This is a genomic window from Xanthomonas sp. CFBP 8151, assembly GCF_011761885.1.
Lineage (GTDB): Bacteria > Pseudomonadota > Gammaproteobacteria > Xanthomonadales > Xanthomonadaceae > Xanthomonas > Xanthomonas arboricola_B.
In genome coordinates this window covers 434,443-455,154 of record NZ_JAASQZ010000002.1, presented here as the reverse complement: position 1 = coordinate 455,154, position 20,712 = coordinate 434,443, and the positions used below count along the sequence as shown (strand labels likewise).

General features: G+C 65.6%; 17 protein-coding genes and 1 riboswitch. Of the genes, 12 read left to right on the top strand and 5 right to left on the bottom strand.

Annotation, left to right across the window (positions count from 1 at the left end; genetic code table 11):
• The first annotated feature begins 86 nt into the window (after positions 1-86).
• Complete coding sequence (gene lpxC, locus FHT08_RS09910) at positions 87-998, top strand: UDP-3-O-acyl-N-acetylglucosamine deacetylase (protein ID WP_039515842.1); 912 nt, start codon at positions 87-89, stop codon at positions 996-998.
• Positions 999-1,184: 186 nt separating this feature from the next.
• On the opposite strand, the gene FHT08_RS09905 is transcribed toward lpxC, so the two are convergent.
• On the bottom strand, positions 1,185-1,631 hold the full coding sequence (locus FHT08_RS09905; protein ID WP_166774991.1) for a DUF721 domain-containing protein: 447 nt from the start codon (positions 1,629-1,631) through the stop codon (positions 1,185-1,187).
• On the opposite strand from FHT08_RS09905, the gene FHT08_RS09900 reads away from it, so the two are divergent.
• From FHT08_RS09900 to FHT08_RS09880, 5 genes are all read left to right on the top strand, one after another.
• Positions 1,632-2,576 carry a M23 family metallopeptidase gene (locus tag FHT08_RS09900; RefSeq protein ID WP_166774990.1) on the top strand — a complete coding sequence of 315 codons (945 nt, stop codon included), beginning with the start codon at positions 1,632-1,634 and terminating at the stop codon, positions 2,574-2,576.
• Between the two features lie 155 nt (positions 2,577-2,731).
• On the top strand, positions 2,732-5,470 hold the full coding sequence (secA, locus tag FHT08_RS09895) for a preprotein translocase subunit SecA (RefSeq protein ID WP_166774989.1): 2,739 nt from the start codon (positions 2,732-2,734) through the stop codon (positions 5,468-5,470).
• A 448-nt stretch (positions 5,471-5,918) separates the two neighbouring features.
• Positions 5,919-6,287 carry a VOC family protein gene (locus tag FHT08_RS09890; protein WP_104606763.1) on the top strand — a complete coding sequence of 123 codons (369 nt, stop codon included), beginning with the start codon at positions 5,919-5,921 and terminating at the stop codon, positions 6,285-6,287.
• Between the two features lie 170 nt (positions 6,288-6,457).
• Entirely contained in the window at positions 6,458-7,405 is a 948-nt protein-coding gene (locus FHT08_RS09885) for a Nudix family hydrolase (RefSeq protein ID WP_104606762.1), read from the top strand.
• 2 nt (positions 7,406-7,407) lie between these two features.
• On the top strand, positions 7,408-7,920 hold the full coding sequence (locus tag FHT08_RS09880; protein ID WP_104606800.1) for an AAA family ATPase: 513 nt from the start codon (positions 7,408-7,410) through the stop codon (positions 7,918-7,920).
• A 158-nt stretch (positions 7,921-8,078) separates the two neighbouring features.
• Here the strand turns inward: FHT08_RS09880 and FHT08_RS09875 are convergent, their stop codons facing one another.
• Both FHT08_RS09875 and metF read right to left on the bottom strand, forming a co-directional pair.
• Complete coding sequence (locus FHT08_RS09875) at positions 8,079-8,672, bottom strand: hypothetical protein (RefSeq protein ID WP_104538842.1); 594 nt, start codon at positions 8,670-8,672, stop codon at positions 8,079-8,081.
• A gap of 149 nt (positions 8,673-8,821) precedes the next feature.
• Positions 8,822-9,649 (bottom strand): methylenetetrahydrofolate reductase [NAD(P)H], encoded by an 828-nt coding sequence (gene metF, locus FHT08_RS09870; protein ID WP_104538511.1) that lies wholly within the window; start codon positions 9,647-9,649, stop codon positions 8,822-8,824.
• 214 nt (positions 9,650-9,863) lie between these two features.
• On the opposite strand from metF, the gene FHT08_RS09865 reads away from it, so the two are divergent.
• The 3 genes from FHT08_RS09865 (at position 9,864) to FHT08_RS09855 (ending at position 12,705) form a co-directional block, all read left to right on the top strand.
• Entirely contained in the window at positions 9,864-10,100 is a 237-nt protein-coding gene (locus tag FHT08_RS09865) for a hypothetical protein (protein WP_166774988.1), read from the top strand.
• Between the two features lie 321 nt (positions 10,101-10,421).
• A complete protein-coding gene (locus FHT08_RS09860) occupies positions 10,422-11,399 on the top strand; it encodes an NAD(P)H-quinone oxidoreductase (RefSeq protein ID WP_166774987.1) in 978 nt (325 codons plus the stop codon).
• Positions 11,400-11,769: 370 nt separating this feature from the next.
• Positions 11,770-12,705 (top strand): Gfo/Idh/MocA family oxidoreductase, encoded by a 936-nt coding sequence (locus FHT08_RS09855; protein ID WP_104538507.1) that lies wholly within the window; start codon positions 11,770-11,772, stop codon positions 12,703-12,705.
• A gap of 133 nt (positions 12,706-12,838) precedes the next feature.
• Here the strand turns inward: FHT08_RS09855 and FHT08_RS09850 are convergent, their stop codons facing one another.
• A complete protein-coding gene (locus tag FHT08_RS09850; protein WP_166775442.1) occupies positions 12,839-14,209 on the bottom strand; it encodes an alpha-amylase family protein in 1,371 nt (456 codons plus the stop codon).
• A 383-nt stretch (positions 14,210-14,592) separates the two neighbouring features.
• On the opposite strand from FHT08_RS09850, the gene FHT08_RS09845 reads away from it, so the two are divergent.
• Both FHT08_RS09845 and FHT08_RS09840 read left to right on the top strand, forming a co-directional pair.
• Positions 14,593-15,138 carry a DUF2058 domain-containing protein gene (locus FHT08_RS09845; protein ID WP_046345723.1) on the top strand — a complete coding sequence of 182 codons (546 nt, stop codon included), beginning with the start codon at positions 14,593-14,595 and terminating at the stop codon, positions 15,136-15,138.
• Between the two features lie 57 nt (positions 15,139-15,195).
• Positions 15,196-15,753: a DUF3228 family protein gene (locus tag FHT08_RS09840; protein WP_166774986.1), complete on the top strand. Its 558-nt coding sequence runs from the start codon at positions 15,196-15,198 to the stop codon at positions 15,751-15,753.
• A gap of 405 nt (positions 15,754-16,158) precedes the next feature.
• On the opposite strand, the gene ahcY is transcribed toward FHT08_RS09840, so the two are convergent.
• Complete coding sequence (gene ahcY / locus FHT08_RS09835) at positions 16,159-17,601, bottom strand: adenosylhomocysteinase (protein WP_166774985.1); 1,443 nt, start codon at positions 17,599-17,601, stop codon at positions 16,159-16,161.
• A 31-nt stretch (positions 17,602-17,632) separates the two neighbouring features.
• A riboswitch (S-adenosyl-L-homocysteine riboswitch) is annotated at positions 17,633-17,746 on the bottom strand.
• 138 nt (positions 17,747-17,884) lie between these two features.
• Here ahcY and FHT08_RS09830 point away from each other — a divergent pair.
• Positions 17,885-20,410, top strand: coding sequence for a prolyl oligopeptidase family serine peptidase (locus FHT08_RS09830; protein WP_166774984.1), 2,526 nt, complete (start codon positions 17,885-17,887; stop codon positions 20,408-20,410).
• Positions 20,411-20,712: the final 302 nt, after the last annotated feature.

Sequence of the window (20,712 nt, the reverse complement as noted above, 5' to 3'; positions counted from 1 at the left end):
CGCGCGACTTGTTAAAATTCGGATAATCTCAACGGATTAGACAGCCGGTTCAGCGTCTGTCTGCATTGTTCATCCAGACTTCGCATATGACCCAGCAACGCACACTCAAGAACACCATTCGCGCCACCGGCGTCGGCCTGCATAGCGGCGACAAGGTTTACATGACGCTAAGGCCGGCTCCGGTCGATCATGGCGTGGTGTTCCGGCGTGTGGACCTGGAGCCGATCGTCGAAGTCCCCGCCGATGCCGAGCTGGTCACCGAGACCACGCTGTGCACCGGTCTGACCTGCAATGGCGCCAAGATCCAGACCGTCGAGCACCTGATGTCGGCACTGGCCGGCCTGGGTGTGGACAATGTCATTGTCGAACTGTCCTCGGCCGAGCTGCCGATCATGGACGGTTCGTCCGGCCCGTTCGTGTTCCTGCTGCAGTCGGCAGGCATCGTCGAGCAGAACAAGGCCAAGCGCTTCATCCGCATCAAGCAGACGGTGGAAGTGCGCGAGGGCGACAAGGTCGCGCGCTTCGAGCCGTACGACGGCTACAAGCTCGGCTTCACCATCGAATTCAATCACCCGATGATCCCGGCCAAGCAGTCGCGCCAGGAAATCGAGTTCTCCACCTCGGCCTACGTCAAGGAAATCTCGCGCGCCCGGACCTTCGGTTTCATGCGCGACCTTGAATACATGCGCGAGCGCAATCTGGGCCTGGGCGGTTCGATGGACAACGCCATCGTGCTGGACGAGTTCCGCGTGCTCAACGAGGACGGCCTGCGTTACACCAACGAATTCGTACGGCACAAGATCCTGGACGCCATCGGCGACCTGTATCTGGCCGGCGGCGCCATTCTGGGCGCCTACGAAGGCTTCAAGTCCGGCCACGCGCTCAACAACAAGCTGGTGCGTGCGCTACTGGCGGACCAGGCCGCCTGGGAATGGGTCAGCTTCCCCGAAGGCACCGTGCAACCGCCGGTCACCTACGCCAGCCCCGTCTACGCCTGATGTCGGTGAATGCCGTAGTTGGCGTTCGAAGTGTGAACTGCGTCGGATTACCGGCCCGTTCTTAACGTTTATTTAAGACTTCTCTAACTCCTGCGTGGCTGAGGCCCGCTAGGATGCGTCGGGTCGTGCGCGGTCTTCGCAATTCTTTCACGCTGCGGCGGCCACTTCGCACCGGCTGCGCGGCGCTCACCGTTTGGTGGGTGGAACGTCCTGCAGGGAGGCCAGCGCATCGCGCAGACCTCTGTGCGTGGCCTCCGAGACGGGGCGCGGACGCTCGCGATTCTGCTGCGTTGGGGAATGCAGCGGGGTGGTGGTGGTCTTGATGGTCACTGCGGTGGCCTTCAGCCCGATGGATCGGGCGGCATCCAGTAATTGGGTCTCGGCAAGCCGCAACCTGGCATGCCAGACAGGTGAATCAACCAGAAAAACGAGCTGTTCGTCTCTGACATTGGCCAGCCGGCAACGGGTGACCAGATGAGGCGGTAACAGGGGGCGCAACTGCCGGTCCAGCGCATCGAGCCACAACGCTCGGCGCAAGGGGTCGCCAGCCTTTTCACCCAATGCGGCCTCGATGGCCGGTTGTGGGACGGAAGGGTTGCGTGCGTTGGACTTGGGCTTGGACATGACACTCATATGGCGTTGAAGAAAGTCGTAATCAAATCTCGCGAAACCCGGGCGCAGCGGTTGGCCCGCCAGTTCCAGGGCTTTGCCGCGGATCGACCGATGGTAGTCCTTGGCGCCGTGCTTGGGCTGGGCATGTTGATCGGCATCGGTGCCAGCACCGCCACTGGCATGGTGACCAATTCCGCGTTGCAGGCCAAGGTTGCCCGGCAGCAGGCCGAGCTGGCCCAGGTGCAGCGCGCCTCGCAGGCGCAGGTCAACGCACTGGCCGCACGCATGGGCGAGCTGCAGGCGCAGGCCACCCGTCTCAATGCATTGGGCGAGCGGCTGACCGAAATGGGCAAGCTGAAGGACGGCGAATTCGACTTCGACGCGCCGGTCGGCGTCGGCGGCGGCGATGAGCCGGTCAGCGACATGCCGGTCGAGTCGCTCAAGCAGACGCTAGGGCAAGTCGAACAGCAATTCTCCGCCTCCGGCCAACAACTGAACGTGCTGGCGGCGCTGATGTTCGATCATCAGCTCGAACAGAATTCGGTGCCCTCGCGGATGCCGATCCGCAACACCTACATCACCTCCGGCTTCGGCGGCCGCGCCGACCCGTTCGACGGTGGTTCGGCCTTCCACAAGGGAGTGGACTTCCACGCCAATGTGGGCGACCCGGTGACGTCGGTCGCCGATGGCGTGGTCAGCTATGCCGGCGTGCGCGGCGGCTATGGCAACGTGGTCGAGGTGGATCACGGCAACGGCTATGTGACCCGCTATGCGCACAATTCGCGCCTGGTGGTGAAGGTGGGCGATCTGGTGCGTGCCGGCCAGCAGGTGGCCAGGGCCGGATCCAGCGGCCGCTCCACCGGCGCGCACGTGCATTTCGAAGTGTGGGCGGACGGGCGGGTGGTCAATCCACGCAACTTCCTGGGCGATACGAATACCCCGGTGGGCCGCCGCGGGCGCGGTTGACGACGGCGCGGGTGGTGCTTGATTCGTGAAGGCCCGCCCCAAGCTACAATAGGGTGTTGCCATCGACAGGGCGCAGTGCGCCCTGTTTCGTTTACGGCGGCCGGGTCTTGGGGACCGGCGTCGGTCAAACCGTTCCTTTTCAACCGGTTTCTTCAATGATCAACAGTCTGCTTACCCGTGTCTTTGGCAGTCGTAACGAACGCCAGCTGCGCCAGCTCAACCGCCTCGTCACCCAGATCAATGCGCTGGAGCCGACGATCGAGAAGCTCTCCGACGCCGAGCTGCAAGCCAAGACCCCGGAGTTCAAGCAGCGACTTGCCGCCGGCGAGTCCCTGGACAAGATTCTTCCCGAAGCCTTTGCGGTGTGCCGCGAGGCCAGCCGCCGTGTGCTCGGCATGCGCCATTACGACGTGCAGTTGATCGGCGGCATGGTGTTGCACCTGGGCAAGATCGCCGAGATGCGCACCGGCGAAGGCAAGACCCTGGTGGCCACGCTGCCGGTGTACCTCAACGCGCTGCAGGGCGAGGGCGTGCATGTGGTCACGGTCAACGATTATCTGGCGCGCCGCGACGCTGCCCAGATGGGCAAGTTGTACAACTGGCTGGGCCTGAGCGTGGGCGTGGTGTATCCGGGCATGCCGCATAGCGACAAGCGCGAGGCCTACGGCAGCGACATCACCTACGGTACCAACAACGAGTTCGGTTTCGATTACCTGCGCGACAACATGGCGCTGTCCAAGGCCGACCGCTACCAGCGCAATCTGCATTACGCGATAGTCGACGAAGTCGACTCGATCCTGATCGACGAAGCGCGTACCCCGCTGATCATCTCCGGCCCGGCCGACGAATCGCCGGAGCTGTACATCCGCGTCAACCGCATCGTGCCGCAGCTGACCAAGCAGGAAAGCGAAGAAGGCGAGGGCGATTTCTGGATCGACGAGAAGGGCAAGCAGGTGCATCTGTCCGAGGCGGGCATGGGCCACGCCGAAGAGCTGCTGATGCAGGCCGGCATTCTCGAGAATGCCGAAGACGGCCTGTATGCCGCACAGAACCTGAGCGTGGTGCATCACCTCAATGCCGCGCTGCGCGCGCATGCGATCTATCAGCGCGACGTGGACTACATCGTGCGCGATGGCGAGGTGGTGATCGTCGACGAATTCACCGGCCGCACGCTGAGCGGGCGCCGCTGGTCCGATGGCCTGCATCAGGCGGTCGAGGCCAAGGAAGGCGTGCCGGTACAGCGCGAAAACCAGACGCTGGCCAGCATCACCTTCCAGAACCTGTTCCGCATGTACAAGAAGCTGTCCGGCATGACCGGTACGGCCGACACCGAAGCCTACGAGTTCCAGAGCATCTACGGCCTGGAAGTGGTGGTGATCCCGACCAACCGCCCGACCGTGCGCAAGGACCATCCGGACCAGGTGTTCCTCAACCGCAAGGGCAAGTTCAACGCGGTGCTGGCCGACATCGAAGACTGCGCCAAGCGCGGTCAGCCGGTACTGGTGGGCACCACCTCGATCGAGACCTCGGAGATGCTCTCCGAGCATCTGCGCAAGGCCGGGGTCAAGCACGAAGTGCTCAACGCCAAGCAGCACGAGCGCGAAGCCACCATCGTAGCCAACGCCGGCCAGACGGGCGCGGTGACCATCGCCACCAACATGGCCGGTCGCGGTACCGACATCGTGCTGGGCGGGTCGCTGGAAACCGAGCTGCATGGCCTGGGCGAAGACATCAGCGACGAGCAGCGCTTGGCGGCCAAGACCGAATGGCAGCGTCGTCACGACGCGGTCAAGGCCGCCGGTGGCCTGCACATCATCGGTACCGAGCGGCACGAGTCGCGGCGTATCGACAACCAGCTGCGCGGCCGCGCCGGTCGTCAGGGCGACCCGGGTTCGTCACGCTTCTATCTGTCGCTGGAAGACAACCTGATGCGGATCTTCGCCTCGGACTGGGTCCAGAAGGCGATGCGCATGATGGGCATGAAGGAAGACGACGTCATCGAAGATCGCCTGGTCAGCCGGCAGATCGAAAAGGCGCAGCGCAAGGTGGAAGCGCACAACTTCGACATCCGCAAGAACCTGCTGGACTTCGACGACGTCAACAACGACCAGCGCAAGGTGATCTACGCCCAGCGCGACGAACTGCTGGATGCCGAATCGGTCAAGGACAATGTGGACGGCATCCGTGGCGACGTGATCTACGACCTGGTCGCACGCTTCGTGCCGCCCAATTCGGTCGACGAGCAGTGGGACCTGAAGGGTCTGGAAGCCACGCTGGAATCGGAACTGGGCATGCCGCTGGCGCTGAGCGAGATGGCACGCACGCAGGAAGAACTGGACGCCGAGCAGATTGCGGCCAAGGTGCAGGCAGCGGTGGATGCGCACTTTGCCGAGAAGGAAGCGGCGGTGGGCAACGACACCATGCGCGCATTGGAGAAGCACGTGATGCTGACCGTGCTCGACCAGGGCTGGAAGGAGCATCTGGCCAAGATGGATTACCTGCGCCAGGGCATCTATCTGCGCGGGTATGCGCAGAAGCAGCCCAAGCAGGAATACAAGAAGGAAGCCTTCGAGTTGTTCTCCGAGATGCTGGAGAACGTCAAGCGCGAAGTGATCAACCTGCTGGCGCGCGTGCGCATCCGCAGCGAAGAGGAAGTGGCCGAGCTGGAAGAGCAGGAGCGTCTGCAGGCGCAGGCGCGCCTGATGGCCTCGCAGTTCCAGCATCAGGACGCCGGCGGCTACGGTGCCGACGAGGAAGTGGAACAGATGCAGGGCGGCAACGCCCCGGTGCCGGTGTCGCAGGTGACCCGCGACGAGCCCAAGGTGGGCCGTAACGATCCGTGCCCCTGCGGCAGCGGCAAGAAGTACAAGCACTGCCACGGTCAACTCAGCTGAGCTGAGTTGACCGTGGCGCAGCCCGCTTGGCGGGCTGCGCACCAGGCATCCGCGTAGCGGACGCCTGGTGCACGATCCTTGCTTCCGATCCCCGCGCCCTTGGCGCGCCCCCTTACCAAGGGGGCTCTGCTTACGGATGGGATCCTGAGGGGGTCTTGAAGCAGGAAGGGGGATATCGCAGACCGAGTGCGAGGCCACGCTCAGGTTTCGCCGCCTTTGGCCAACTCCCTGCGAAGTCATGGCTTGCATCGCTGCCAGGCAAGGTCGGAAACCACGGCATAGACGCTGGAAGCGTCCTGCGAGCTGTCTTGCGGTGGGCCTCGGCACGGCAGGTCCGCCACACGCTGTCCATTTCTTGCGGCGCCAACTGCGCCTTGCGCATGCAGGCGTCTGCGCCGGTGCCGTTGCTGGGCGTATGCTCGATCCACATCCTGCGTGGAGTGCGGTCATGGCGCTGCTGTCCAGCCAGCAATTGAAGGTGTTCGTGCCTGCGCGCGACTACGCGGTGTCGCAGCGGTTCTATCGCGCGCTGGGCTTCGTGCAGGAAGACGAGGTAGGCAATGTGACCTGCTTCCGGCATGGCACGCATTGCGCGTTTCTGCTGCAGGATTTCTATCTGCGCGAACTGGCCGAGAATCTGATGCTGCACCTGTGGGTGGACGATGCCGACAGCTGGTGGCAACACGTGCACGACACCGGCCTGGGCACGCAGTTCGGAGTGAGCTGCAGCGCGCCGGAAGACCGGCCATGGGGCGCACGCGATTTCACCTTGCACGATCCCAGCGGGGTGCTGTGGCGCATCGGGCATCCACTCTAGGCGTGAATCGGGAATGGGGAATGGGGAATTGCAAAGGCGGACATGGTGCATGCTTCAACCAATCCCGATTCCCGATTCCCAATTCCCCATTCCCCATTCCCCATTCCCCATTCCCCATTCCCCGCCCCAAGCGATTGCGCTGAACGGCTCACTCGCGGCACTCTTGCGCCATGCCCGATTCTCTAAGATCCATCCACGTCGTTGCCGGCGTGATCACCGACGCCCGCGGCCGCATCTTGCTGACCCGCCGTACCGAGACCCGCGACATGCCCGGCCTGTGGGAGTTTCCCGGCGGCAAACGCGAACCTGGCGAAACCTCCGAACAGGCACTGGTGCGCGAGCTCAACGAAGAACTCGGTATCGAGGCGCAGGTCGGCGAGTGGCTGATGGACGTGCCGCAGCTGTACCCGGACAAGCGGCTGCGCCTGGAAGTGCGCCACATCACCACATGGAAAGGCAGCCCGCGCGGCCGCGAAGGCCAGGCGATGACCTGGGTCGCCGCGGACAAGCTGCCCCGTTATTCGATGCCGCCGGCCGATGTGCCGGTGGTCGGTGTGCTGCGCCAGCCCGACCGCTATCTGATCACGCCCGAACCGGACGATGACGCGCTGTGGCTGGAAGGCCTGGAGCGTGCGCTGCAGGACGGCATCACGCGCATCCAGTTGCGTGCGCGGCAGGCCGAACCGGCGCGCTGGCATGCCTTGCTGCAGCAGGTGATGCGCCTGCGCGGCCGTGCGCGCGCGCAACTGCTGCTCAACCGCGACATCGCATTGGCCGGCGAACTCGGCATCGGCGTGCACCTGGGCGCGGAGCAATTGGCCGGCCTGCAGGAGCGCCCGTTACCGGCCGAGCAGCCGGTCGCCGCCTCGTGTCACGGGCTGGAAGACCTGCGCCACGCCCAGCGTCTGGGCTGCGATTTTGCGGTGCTGGGCCCGGTGCAGGCGACTGTGTCGCATCCGGGTGCGACACCCCTGGGATGGGAAGGATTCGAACGTCTGCGCGAGCAGGTCTCCTTGCCGATCTACGCACTCGGTGGCATGCAGGTCGACGACCTGCGCCAAGCACGTTCGCATGGCGCGCAAGGCATCGCCGCGATTCGCGCACTGTGGCCGCAGTGACCTTGCAGTCAGCGATCCTGGTGGTGTTCGGCGGATTGCCGGGCGTCGGCAAGAGTTCCATTGCCAAGGCGCTACTGACGCACTGCACTGGGTTTTACTTGCGTATCGATACGATCGAGCAGGCACTACGCGCAAGTGGTGCACTCGCCAACGACGTCGGAGCAGCCGGCTATATGACCGCCTATGCGCTTGCCGAGGCCAATCTGCAACTGGGTCACGTGGTGGTCGCCGATTGCGTGAACCCACTGCCGGTCACCCGTGAAGCGTGGCGTGCTGTCGCTCGTCGCACACGCAGCCGCTTGCTGGAGATCGAAGTGGTGTGCAGCGATCGCAATGTGCACCGGCAGCGCGTGGAATCGCGGCAAAGCGACATCGTCGGATTGCGCGTGCCGGAGTGGTCTTGCGTGCTCGCGCATGACTACGCGGCGTGGACCGAGCCGCATTGGGTGATCGACAGCGCGGTGCTGAGTCCGCAGCAGGCGGTGACGCAGATCATGGGCCGGCTTGTCGCATAGCCTGCAAGCGTTACCTATGAGGCATGAGGTTCGGGGTCTCTGAGCCGATACGCTCACTGCCTCGCAGCCCACACCACCATCGTCACCATCACCGATTGCCGGGGCAATGCGCCGTCGCATGTACTTGCCGCTGCAATCCGCTCACGCCGGGCGCTGCGCTAAAACGTCACCCAGAAGCAGTTGTACTGCCGGCGCAGCCGCAACACGCTGCTTGCGGGCGCACCGCTGGCGAGGTTCTGTTCCAGGCGCAGGCCCCAGGGGCGCGGGCGGCTTGGCGGTGCCGGGAGTGGGGCGTCGATGGCGCTGCCGTCCAGGGATGGAGCCACTGCCGTGCCGGCATCGGCTTCCCAGGTCGGCGGATCGCGTTGCGGGTACATCGGGACGATGTCCAGCAACGGGCGTTGCACGATCGCTTCCAGCCGGCTCAGCAGCTGGTTGGCAGCGGTGTCGGACTGGCCGCTCCACAGGTAAAGGCTGGAGAGCCGATTGACGTCGCGGCTGTCCACGGCCAGTTGCAGCAACGACACCAGCTCGCTCAGCCGGCGCGGGCAGCCGTAGCGATACAGGCCGGTGTTGCCCTGCGTGCGCGTAGCCGGCGGCGGGCGCGACGCGGCGCCGACATCTTCGCAGCGGCGGTCGGTGAACATGGTCTGCCCATCCGCTGTCACGCAGCGACGGATCTCCTGCGCCTGCACGCGTGTGGCCGGGCAGAGGCAGAACGACAGCAGTAACGGCAGCAGCAGACGAGGCATCGGCGCAGCGTAACGGGCGGTGCGTGAGCCGGCGAACAACGCGCAGGGACCGGGGGAAGTTGTACGACGTTTGCGTATCATGCGCGCGCTTGCGAATGAGGTGCCCGCACAGACGCGCCTGCCGAGCGGCATGGCGTCGGCCGGGCGGCTCAGCGGCCTAGCAGCTGCAGCACCTGCGTGGTCGGCTTGGCCAGGTTGAGCGTGTAGAAGTGCAGGGCAGGCGCGCCACCGGCGATCAGGCGCTCGCACACGGTGGCCACCACTTCCGCACCGAAGGCGCGCACTGCATCGGCATCGTCGCCATAGGACTGCATCTTCTTGCCGATCCAGCGCGGAATTTCTGCACCGCACTGCTCGGAAAAACGCCGCAACTGCGAGAAATTGGAGATCGGCATGATGCCGGGGATGATCGGGATCTCCACGCCCATGCGCTGCACGGCGTCGCGGAAATGAAAGTACGCATCGGCGTTGTAGAAGTACTGGGTGATCGCGGCATCGGCGCCGGCATCCACCTTGGCCTTGAAGTAACGCAGATCGCTCAACGCGTCGGTCGCCTGCGGATGGGTCTCCGGATACGCACCGACCTCGATCCGGAACGCATCGCCGTGTTCGGCGCGGATGAAGGCGATCAGGTCCGAGGCATAGCGCAGGTCACCCGGGTGACCCATGCCCGAGGGCAGGTCGCCGCGCAGCGCGACGATGCGGGTACAGCCGATCGCGCGATACAGCTTGAGCAGCTCGCGGATCTCCTGGCGGCTGCCGCCGACGCAGGACAGGTGCGGGGCGGCTTCGAAACCGTGCTTCTGCTTGAGGTGGCGCACCGTCTCGGAGGTGTAGCTGAGCGTGGAGCCGCCGGCACCGAAGGTGCACGACACGTATTCCGGCGCGTAGCCCTTCAACCTGGCCGCCGTGCGGTCCAGCTGTGCGCGCTGGTCGTCGGTCTTGGGCGGGTAGAACTCGAAACTGAGATGCGTCATCGCGGCGGGTCCGGCGGATCGTGCCGGCATAATATCGCTTCATCGCGATGAATGCATATTTGGTTGCGGATGTCCTGCATTCGGCTGCATCGCCGAAAGATCATACGGGTCCGCGCCACGCACACATGGTTGGGGCTGCTTGGGGCGCCAGTCTTGGTATGCCGCGTACGCGGTAAGCTCACGGCTACCCCACGCCATCTGATCGGAGCGCGACATGCAGGAACAGGACATGGATGTAATCGCCGAATCGCTGGGCCGCATCTGGGTTGCATTGGCGCGCAGCGTCGGCGACCTGGCGCTCGCCCTGGCCGAGCAACCCGGCGTGGACGGCGACAAGTTGCTGAGGGACTTTGCCGCTCGCCTGCCTTCGGATCAGGATGACGGGACCTCCAAGGTGTTCGGGGCGATCCGCCAGTACATTGACCAGGATGCCGCTCCAAGCGCGGAGTGACTGGTTGCCACCTGCGTCTGCCATGCAGGCGCGCGTGGTCAGGTGCTGTGGTCTTGCAGTGCTCTGGCAGCGGAGTGACGGCCGGATCTGCGGGCCTGCAGGCGATCGCCGCGTGGCGGCGACCGCGCCTCGCATCAATCCGGTAAATCGCTCCTGTTGCCGCACTGCGCAACGCGTGATGCCGGCCATCGTGCAGTTGCTTGCCCTGAAGCGGTAGCGAGGTGGTTACGCTGCGCGTGCGTGACGTGTCGCGACCAAGCTTGCGCCAGGCGTTGACGCAGGCAGCTCTACACTGGGCGCACTTTCTACGGAGTGCTGCGCATGAGCGATACCACGATGACCGCAATCGCCATCCGCGATGGCAAGGGCGATGCGGATGCGCTGTACGCCAGCGAGCAGCCGCGCCCGCGCCCCGCGCCGGGACAGGTGCTGATCCGCGTGCATGCGGCCGGCATCAATCGTCCCGATCTGTTGCAGCGCGCCGGCCACTATCCGCCGCCGCCGGGCGCGCCGCAAACGCTCGGGCTGGAAATCGCCGGCGAGATCGTGGAGCCGGCCGGTCGCTGGAAGGTCGGCGATCGGGTGTGTGCGCTGCTGGGCGGCGGCGGTTACGCACAGTACGCAGCGGTCGATGCGCGGCATGTGCTGCCGATTCCGCCGGGCATGGATCTGGCGCATGCCGCCGCGCTGCCGGAAACCATCTTTACCGCGTACACCAACCTGTTCGAGCACGGCCGGCTGGCGGCCGGGGAATGGCTGCTGCTGCACGGCGCCACGTCCGGGATCGGCGTGACTGCGATCCAGATGGCCAAGGCCGCCGGTGCGCATGTGCTGGCGACCGCGCGTTCGGCGGGCAAGGCGGCGCAGGCACGCGAACTGGGCGCCGATGTGGCGATCGATTCCACCACCGAATCGTTTGTCGACGCGGCCAAGGCGCACGGCGGGGTGGATGTGTCGTTGGACATGGTGGGCGCTGCGGTGTTCGCCGACACCCTGGAGGCGCTCAATCCGCGCGGGCGCATCGTCTATATCGCCTCGCAGGCCGGCTCGACCATCGAGGTGCCGATTCCGCTGCTGATGCGCAAGCAGGCGATCCTCACCGGCTCGACGTTGCGCCCGCGCAGTGCCGACGAAAAGGCACGCCTGGCCGCGGAAGTAGAGCGCGTGGTGTGGCCGTGGATCGCGCAGGGCAAGCTGCGCGTACTGCTCGACAAGCGCTTCCCGCTTGGCGACGCCGCTGCAGCGCACTGCTATCTGGAGCAGGGCAGCCACCTGGGCAAGGTCGTGCTGGAGATGTGAGCGCATCGCAAGGCGCATGCAGGTAGCTCTGTCTGCAGCCGGTGTCGCAGGCCCGGCCATACATCGGCCGCAGGCAGGGTGCCCCACCGCAGTTGCCGCCGTGCTCCAGTGCGACCAGGTGGAAGGCCACGAACGGCAAGGCGTGCCGTGCAGCTGCACCGATGCAGCATGGCGGCTCCTGCACGGCCACCGGGCGGCGCAGGTATAGCAAAACAAGCAGGAGCGATGTCTCGCAGCGAACCGCAGCCTGACCTTACACTGCGCCGTTGCGTGCGCTGGTGCAGCGCGCCGTTGCCGCAGGCTCCGTGCATGCGCCTGAAACGGGCGATCGCGCGGGTCCCGCCACTTCACCCTCAGCCCGAAGGTTTCGATGAAGCATCCAGACGCATTGCGCATTGCCCTTGTCGGCATCGGCAAGATCGCCCGCGACCAGCACGTGCCCACCATCGCCGCGCGCGCCGATGTGCAGCTGGTGGCCACCGTGAGCCGGCACGGCACGGTCGATGGAGTGCCGGCCTATCACAGCCTGGAAGAGGCCTTCGCGGCGCATCCGCAAATCGAAGCGGTCGCGCTGTGCACGCCGCCGGTGGGGCGGCATGCGCAGGCACAGGCCGCGCTGGCCGCCGGGCGCCATGTGTTCCTGGAAAAACCCCCAGCCGCCACCCTGGCCGAGATCGACGATCTGCGCGCGTTGGCGCAGCGTGCGCAACGCAGCCTGTTCACCAGCTGGCATTCGCGCTGCGCCGCTGCCGTGGAGCCTGCGCGGGCGTGGCTGGCCGACAAGCAGATCCTGCGCGCGCACATCACCTGGAAGGAAGACATTCGTCATTGGCACCCAGGCCAGGACTGGATCCTGGAGCCGGGCGGCATGGGCGTGTTCGACCCCGGCATCAATGCGCTGTCCATCGTCACGCATCTGTTGCCGCGCCCCTTCGCGCTGCGCGAAGCAGAGTTGCACACGCCGGAAAACCGCCAGGCACCGCTGTATGCCAGGCTCGGTTTTGTCGATACTGCAGGCGTGCCGGTGACGGCGGAACTGGATTTTTTGCAGACCGGCCAGCAGCGCTGGGATATCGAAGTGGATACCACCGCTGGCCTGCTCGTGCTCAGCGAGGGCGGTGCCAGGTTGAGCATCGATGGCCAGCCGCAACCGGTGGAGGCGGCCAGCGAGTACGACGGCTTGTACCGGCGTTTCGTGCAGTTGGTGCGCGCCGGCGAATCGGAGGTGGATGTCACCCCGTTCGTGCATGTGGCCGATGCGTTCATGCTCGGCGCGCGCAAGGTCACCGCGCCGTTCGCCTGGTAGCCGGTCGCACCATCCAACGTGTTGCAACATCCACAACACCGGCGATAAGCCGGTGTTTTCCTGTGTCAGAGGCCGCGTGTCTTTGCGATCGGGCTCCAACCACGCGGCGGACGCCGCGTGCTCGCCCGACAGCTCAGCGGCGCCACATACGCGCACCGCGCGCCGGCAGCGTGAAGGTGTAGGAGCCGCTGGAGATACGCACCACGCTGCCCGAGCCCAGTGCATCCACATAATCCGCGTTCCAGTACAGCACGCTGCCATTCATCGCCACGGTGGTGGTGACCGGATTGCCGCACTTGTTGATGCCGACGATGCCCAGGCTGCCGCGCCGCAACAGTACATGGCAGGAACTGGACGACAGCACCTGCATGTCGCTGCCTTGCACGCCGTTGTGGAAGCCGATCATGCGGCGCAGGTCGTCGCGCAGATAGGCGTTGACCCAGCGGTTGTCGCCGCTTTCGTTGTTGTCGGTGTAGACCATCGGCATGCCGCCGTTGCGGCCGATCAGATATGCGTATGCCAGCGTCTCGTCGACAGGGTCGAGGATGGCGTAGCGGAAGCCGGCATTGTTGGGGATGTCGTGGGTGACGGCGAAGGTCACCGCGCGATTGCCTGGCAAGGCCTGGCCGGTGGACGCGGGATCGACCAACTGCTGCAGGCTGGCGCCGACGGCGAACGCATTGCGCACCGCGTTGAACAACGGAAAGTCGTAGGCCGCATGCGGCGTGGACTGCAGGTACGGCGCCAGGAACTGGTCGTAATCGCCATTGCCGGTACCGCCGCCGGTGATCACTTCGCCGAACACATAGACGCCGGAACGAATGCCTGCATCGAAGACCCGATTGAGATGGTCGAAGCTCATATGCTTGGCCGCATCGACACGGAAGCCGGTCACACCCAGGCCCTTCAGCGCTTGCAGATAGGCGCGCTGCTGCTGCACCACCCAATCGTTGCCGACCAGGTCGGGCAGGCCCGGATCGCTGCCGCCACCGCAGATGCGATAGGTGCGCACCTGGTAGGCGTCGTTGTAGTTGGTGATGCACTGGGCCGGACCGAAATCGCTGGCGCTCAGGAAATTCGATTGCAAGGTGCCGAACAGACGCAAACTCTCGTAACGGCCGGGATTTGCAGCGTATTGCGCGAGCACGGCGCTGCCGGGGTAGTTGAGATCCGAGCGTGTCGCGGCCTCGTTGGCCATGTGGTTGAGCACCACGTCGGCATAGGTTTCCACGCCGTTATTGGCCAGCGCCTGCACCATGCGCGAGAACGCGGCGGTGTCGCCCAGCGGGCCATCGATCACGCGCAGATCCTGCGGCTGGTAGCGTGCCCACCACGCGCTGCCTTGCGAGCGATAGGCGGGAGCGACCAACACCTTGCGATAGCCGGCATCGGCAATCTGCTTGGCGCGTGCTTCCACGGTGGCATACGGCCAATTGAAGGCATGCAGGATCACATCGGCCTGCACATTGGCGGTGGTCAGCAGCAGCACCAGTGCGGCGAGCAGCAGCCGCGAGCTGCGTTGAAGCCGTGAGGGTGGGGGTGGAGTGTGCGTATCGCGCATCGGATGGATCTCCAGTCGGTAAGCGCGAGCACACGCATGCTGTGCGATGCCCGCATCGAGGCCTCCGGCCCCTGTTCCGGAAAGCGCGCGCACGGCGTGCAGCGCGCGGTGATGCTAAGCGTGCATCGCGGCGCAACATCGCTGTTGTGCATACGTATTCAATGCGGGTACCTGCAAAAACCCAGATGCAGGTCGCGCTTTGCGCGGTGCCGGTGGATCGCGGTACCGCGGCACGGCGCGGTGCTGCAGCCGGCGCGCGCTTGGGCAGTCAGGCTGGGTGGCGCGGGGCGCGGTAAACTGGGCGCACATTCACCGGTTCCCCTCCCATGCGCAATCCGCTGCAAGAACAACTGCTCAAGGCCGGCCTGGTCAAGAAGGCCCAGGTGGACAAGGTCGCGCGCGAGCAGAACAAGCAGCGTCATGCCAAGGGCGCGGCCGTGGCACCGGCCGAGGTCGACAAGGTGGACGCGGCGCGGCTACAGGCCGAGCGCGCCGAGCGCGATCGCGCGCTGGCCGAAGAACGCAAGCTGCAGCTGCGGCGGCAGGAAGTGCTGGCCCAGGTCCGGCAGATCGTCGAGACCAACAAGGTCAAGCGCGATGGCGAGATCGACTACCGCTTCAACGACGGCCGCGTCATCCGCAGCGTGCTGGTCAATCCTACGCTGCGCAGCCAGCTGGCCAGCGGAGCGCTGGTGATCGTGCGGCATGGCGATGGCTTCGAGCTGATTCCGCGCGCCGCCGCCGACAAGGTCTACAGCCGCGATGCGGACACTGTGGTGCTGGATCATGGCCGTAGCAGCACGCCTTCGGCGCCGGACAGCGACGACGACTATTACAGCCAGTTCAAGGTGCCGGACGATCTGATCTGGTAAGTGGTCGCATGGCAGGGCTGCAGGCTACCCTGGCGTTCTTTGCCACCCACCACCGTCATGTCCATCGTTCTCACACCGTTTGCCCGCACCCGTCTGTTTCCCCGCGATGGTCGTCGCAACGCCATCCAGGACTGCACGCCCGAGCAGTTCATCCAGCGGCTCAATGAAGAGGCGCCGGTGCGCGTGATCGAAGGCTATGCGCCGTTCTGCCAGCTGCATGTGCACCGCAACTGGACCTCGACGCGCTGCCTCACTGCACCGATCACCGACGACAACCGCCACCAGCTGCGCTCCGGCTACGAGGCACGCAGCACGCAGGAGTTGCCGGTGCTGGTGCGCTGGTTCGAAGGTGTGGAGCCACCGGTAGCGACGTATCTGCTGCCGATCCTCTATAGCCGCGATCAGCTGGCCAAGGAGGGCGCGCCGATCGACGCCGACTGGGGTGTGGTCGGTTGCCTCTACACCAGCGAGCCGGAAGAAATTCCGATGGCGCCCATCACCATGCTGCGCAATGCACTGGGCGTGGACGAGGGCGGCTCCGGCGTGGCACTGGACCGCGATGCCTACCGGCGCAGCGTTGCGTTTTGGGAACGCAATGCGAACTGGCGGCCGTAGCGGGCAGATAGCCGCGACGTGTCATGCAATTCTTTCGCAGGGAAAGCAGCGCTGCTCTTGAGCTCAGGCGGCGCGGTGTCGCTTCGCCGCCGCGGGCGCATCCTTTGGTTGATTGCCGGCACGCAGGGTATGCCGCAAGCCTTGAGCGAGTATCGCACACGGCAACAGCTGACACTCCCACGGCAAAGCTGTCCGGCATGCTGGATTCCATGGTGTATTGCTCGAGGCGTTGCATCCACGCGATGCATGTCGATGTCGATGTCGATGCCGCATGGCGCGAACGCAGATTGATCGCCAGGCGGGTCCGCTTGCACGCGTGGTCATCCGGCATCCTGCAAGGAAAACGGGCGCCTTGCGGCGCCCGTTTTTCACACGTCATTGCACGGGCGACACTCGCCCGATCACTCAGTAACGGTAATGATCCGGCTTGTACGGGCCGGCCACGTCAACGCCGAGGTACTCGGCCTGATCCTTGGTCAGGGTGGTCAGCTTGACGCCGATCTTTTCAAGGTGCAGACGCGCGACTTCTTCGTCCAGGTGCTTGGGCAGGATGTAGACCTTCTTCTCGTAGCTGTCGCGCTTTTCCCACAGGTCGATCTGCGCCAGGGTCTGGTTGGCGAACGAGTTGGACATCACGAAGCTCGGGTGGCCGGTGGCGCAGCCCAGGTTGACCAGGCGGCCGTCGGCCAGCAGGAAGATCGCATTGCCGTTGCCGAACACGTACTTGTCGACCTGCGGCTTGATGTTGATCTTTTCCACGCCCTTCAGCGCGTTCAGTGCGTCGACCTGGATCTCGTTGTCGAAGTGGCCGATGTTGCAGACGATGGCCTGATCCTTCATCGCCTGCAGGTGCTCGACGGTGATGATGTCCTTGTTGCCGGTGGTGGTGACGTAGATGTCGCCGCGGCCCAGGGTGGATTCGATGGTGTTGACCTCGAAGCCTTCCATCGACGCCTGCAGCGCGCAGATCGGGTCGATCTCGGTGACGATCACGCGGGCACCGTAGGCGCGCAGCGAGGCGGCGCTGCCCTTGCCGACGTCGCCGTAGCCGCAGACCACCGCGACCTTGCCGGCCAGCATCACGTCCATCGCGCGCTTGAGGCCATCGGCCAGCGACTCGCGGCAGCCGTACAGGTTGTCAAACTTGCTCTTGGTGACCGAGTCGTTGACGTTGATCGCCGGGATCAGCAGCTTGCCGGCTTCGGCGATCTGGTACAGGCGGTGCACGCCGGTGGTGGTCTCTTCGGAGACGCCCTTCCAGTCCTTGACCACGCGGGTCCAGTAACCCGGACGCTCGACGGCTACGCGCTTGAGCAGTGCCTTGATCACGCCCTCCTCGTGCGAGGAGGCCGGCTCGTCGACCCAGGTGCCGCCGTTTTCGAGCTCATAGCCCTTGTGGATCAGCAGGGTGACGTCGCCGCCGTCGTCCACCACCAGCTCCGGGCCGGTCTGGGTGCCGTCGGGCAGGGTGAAGGTCAGCGCGTCCAGGGTGCAGTCCCAGTACTCTTCCAGTGTCTCGCCCTTCCAGGCGAACACCGGCGTGCCGGAGGCGGCGATGGCGGCGGCCGCGTGGTCCTGGGTGGAGAAGATGTTGCACGAGGCCCAGCGCACATTGGCGCCGATGTCCTTGAGCGTTTCGATCAGCACTGCGGTCTGGATGGTCATGTGCAGCGAGCCGGTGATGCGCACGTCCTTCAGCGGCTTGGTCTGCGCATGCTTGCGGCGGATCGACATCAGGCCCGGCATCTCGTGCTCGGCGATGTCCAGCTCCTTGCGGCCCCAATCGGCCAGGGAGAGGTCGGCGATCTTGTAATCGGTATGTGGGGCGATTTTCGTGACAGCGTTCATGCAATAGCTCCGGTAAGCAGATCAATGTCTGCAATGCGGGGCGCCGTTGAACGATGAATGCTTGTCGAGCCTGGCCGTATTTCCTGCACGTTTCGTGCAGTTGGCAGATCAGTCCGCCATACCGGTCGCAGCGCCCCTCGACGAGAGCGTGGATTATATCGGCAGCACCCCCCTCCGGCATGAATTGGCCGGCTTGACTCGGCACGCCCCCCCAACCAACGGCAGGGGGCCGGGGAGCGGGTGACTGCTATGGTCCGGAGTCGATCGACACGGGGGACGGACAATGCAGGCGATAGCGAATGCACGGCACGGCAGGCGGCCGCAGCGATGGGCCCTGGCAGGCGTACTGGCGCTGAGCGCACCACTGGCTGCGGCCGCAGCTGTCGCGCCGGCTGGCCCGCCTGCCGCTGCGGCGAGCACCGGCTACCAACTGCCTTCCAAGGCGCTGCAGGCGGTGGTGGATGCCCCGCGCGCGCCGCTGCTGCACCTGTCGCCCAAACGCGACCTGGGCGCGATGCTGCAGTTGCCGGCCTTGCCGGACATCGCCGAGGTGGCCCAGCCCGAACTCAAGCTGGCCGGCCTGCGCATCCATCCCAAGACGTTCGCCGGCAGCCGGTTCTCCTTTGCCGACAAGCTGTGGCTGCTGTCGGTGGCCGACGGCAGCGAGCGGCAGATCGCCGGGCTGCCGTCACCGTTGTCGCTGGCCACGTTGAGCTGGTCGCCGGATCAGCGCTACCTGGCGTTCCGCCACGAGGACGCGACCAGCGGCGCCAACGAGCTGTGGCTGGTGGACGTGGCGGCCGGGCAGGCGCGGCGTCTCGTGGCCGGTTTGAACACCAGCATCAACGACGATCTGCGCTGGTTGCCCGATGGCAGCGGCCTGCTGCTGCAGCAGCAAGTGGCCGGGCAGGGCGCGCCACCGGCGCGCGAGGCGACCCCGGACGGCCCGGCGATTCAGCAGACCAGCGCCGCTGCCGGCGTGCGCTCGCTGCCGACCTATCAGGACCTGCTGCGCAACGAGGCCGATGCGCGCGTGTTCGAGTATTACGCCACCGGCCAGCCCATCATCGTCAGCGTGAGCGGGCAGGTGCGCCCGATCGCCACGCCCGGCATCTATCTCGACCTGTCGGTGTCGCCGGATGGCCGTTACATCCTGAGCGAACGCAGCGAGCGGCCGTTTTCGTACGTGGTGCCGGTAGACAATTTCGCGCGTCGCATCGAGGTGCTAGACCTGCAGGGCAAGCTGGTGCGGCAGATCGCCAGGCTGCCGTTGGTGGAAGGCCTGCCGACCGGCAACGACGCCGTGCCCACCGGCGTGCGTGACATCGCCTGGCGCGTCGATGCGCCGGCCACGCTGGTCTGGGCCGAGGCGCAGGACGGCGGCGACCCGGCACGCGAGAGCAGTATCCGTGATGCGGTGCTGATGCAGGCTGCGCCATTTACGCGCGCGCCGGTCACGCTGGCGCAGTTGGGTAGCCGCTTCGAAGGCATCCAGTGGGGCCGCGGCGATCTGGCCATCCTCAGCGAAAGCTGGTGGAAGACCCGCCGCAGCAAGCAGTGGCGTATCGCACCGGACCAGCCGCAGCGCCCGCCCGAGTTGCTCTGGGACCGCTCCTCGCAGGACCGCTACAACGATCCCGGCACGCCGGCGACCGTGGCCGACGGCAAGGGCCGCGCGCTGCTGCAGACCGGTGCCGATGGCAACAGCCTGTTCCTGCTCGGCAAGGGCGCCTCGCCGGAAGGCGACCGCCCGTTCGTGGATCGCTTCGATCTGCACAGCAAGCGCGCCACGCGCCTGTTCCATTCGCAGGCGCCGAGTTATTCCGCGCCGCTGGCATTGCTGGATGCGCAGGGCACGCAGTTGCTTCTCAGCCGCGAATCGCCCGAGGAGCCGGCCAACTATGTCGTGCAGGCGTTGGGCGATGCAGCGCCTGCGCCGCGGGCGTTGACGCATTTCGCCCATCCGCTGCCGCAGTTGCGTGGCGTGCAGAAGGAGCAGATCCGCTACAAGCGCGCCGATGGCGTGGACCTCACCGCCACGCTGCTGCTGCCGCCCGGTTACGACCCCAAGCGCGACGGCCCGCGGCCGCTGCTGATGTGGGCCTATCCGGGCGAGTTCAAGAGTGCCGACACCGCCAGCCAGGTCACCGACTCGCCCTATCGCTTCAATGCGATCAGCTACTGGGGGCCGCAGGCGTTTCTGGCGATCGGCTATGTGGTGCTCAATAACCCGACCATGCCGATCGTCGGCGAAGGCGATGCCGAACCCAACGACACCTATGTGCCGCAGCTGGTCGCCGATGCGCAGGCCGCGGTGGACGAAGTGGTGCGGCGCGGGGTCACCGACCGCGAGCACATCGCCATCGGCGGGCATTCCTACGGCGCCTTCATGACTGCCAACCTGCTCGCGCATACGCGGCTGTTCAAGGCCGGCATCGCACGCAGCGGGGCCTACAACCGCACCCTCACCCCGTTCGGCTTCCAGGCCGAAGAGCGCAACTACTGGCAGGCGCAATCGGTGTATCAGGCGATGTCGCCGTTCAACTACGCCGACAAGATCAAGGATCCGCTGCTGCTGATCCACGGCCAGGACGACAACAACACCGGCACCTTCCCGATCCAGAGCGAGCGCATGTTCGCCGCGATCAAGGGCCTGGGCGGCACCGCGCGGCTGGTACTGCTGCCCAATGAATCGCATGCGTATCGTGCGCGGCAGTCGATCCTGCAGATGCTGGCCGAGAGCGAGCAGTGGTTGAAGACCAATCTCGGCGAGCCGGTGACCGAGACCGGCGCTACGCGCACGCGTTGAGCGATGGTGCGCTGGCACCGGTAGCAGCGTGCATCGCGCGCGATGCGGCGTTACCGATGAAGCTTCGTCGCGCCCGGGTGCGCTCCTACGGTGAGTGCGTCCGCCTCGCGTCCCTGAAAGATTCGCTGCACCGTCCACACGATTGCTGCGATCACCGGTAGGAGCGCACCCGGGCGCGATAGGGCATGACCAGGACAGCCACATCGCGTATGAGCGGCCTGCCCGCGATGGGGCATCACCGTGAAAGCCCCATCGCGCCAGCGCGCGCCATCGGTAGAACGCGCCAGCACACGATGGTTCGC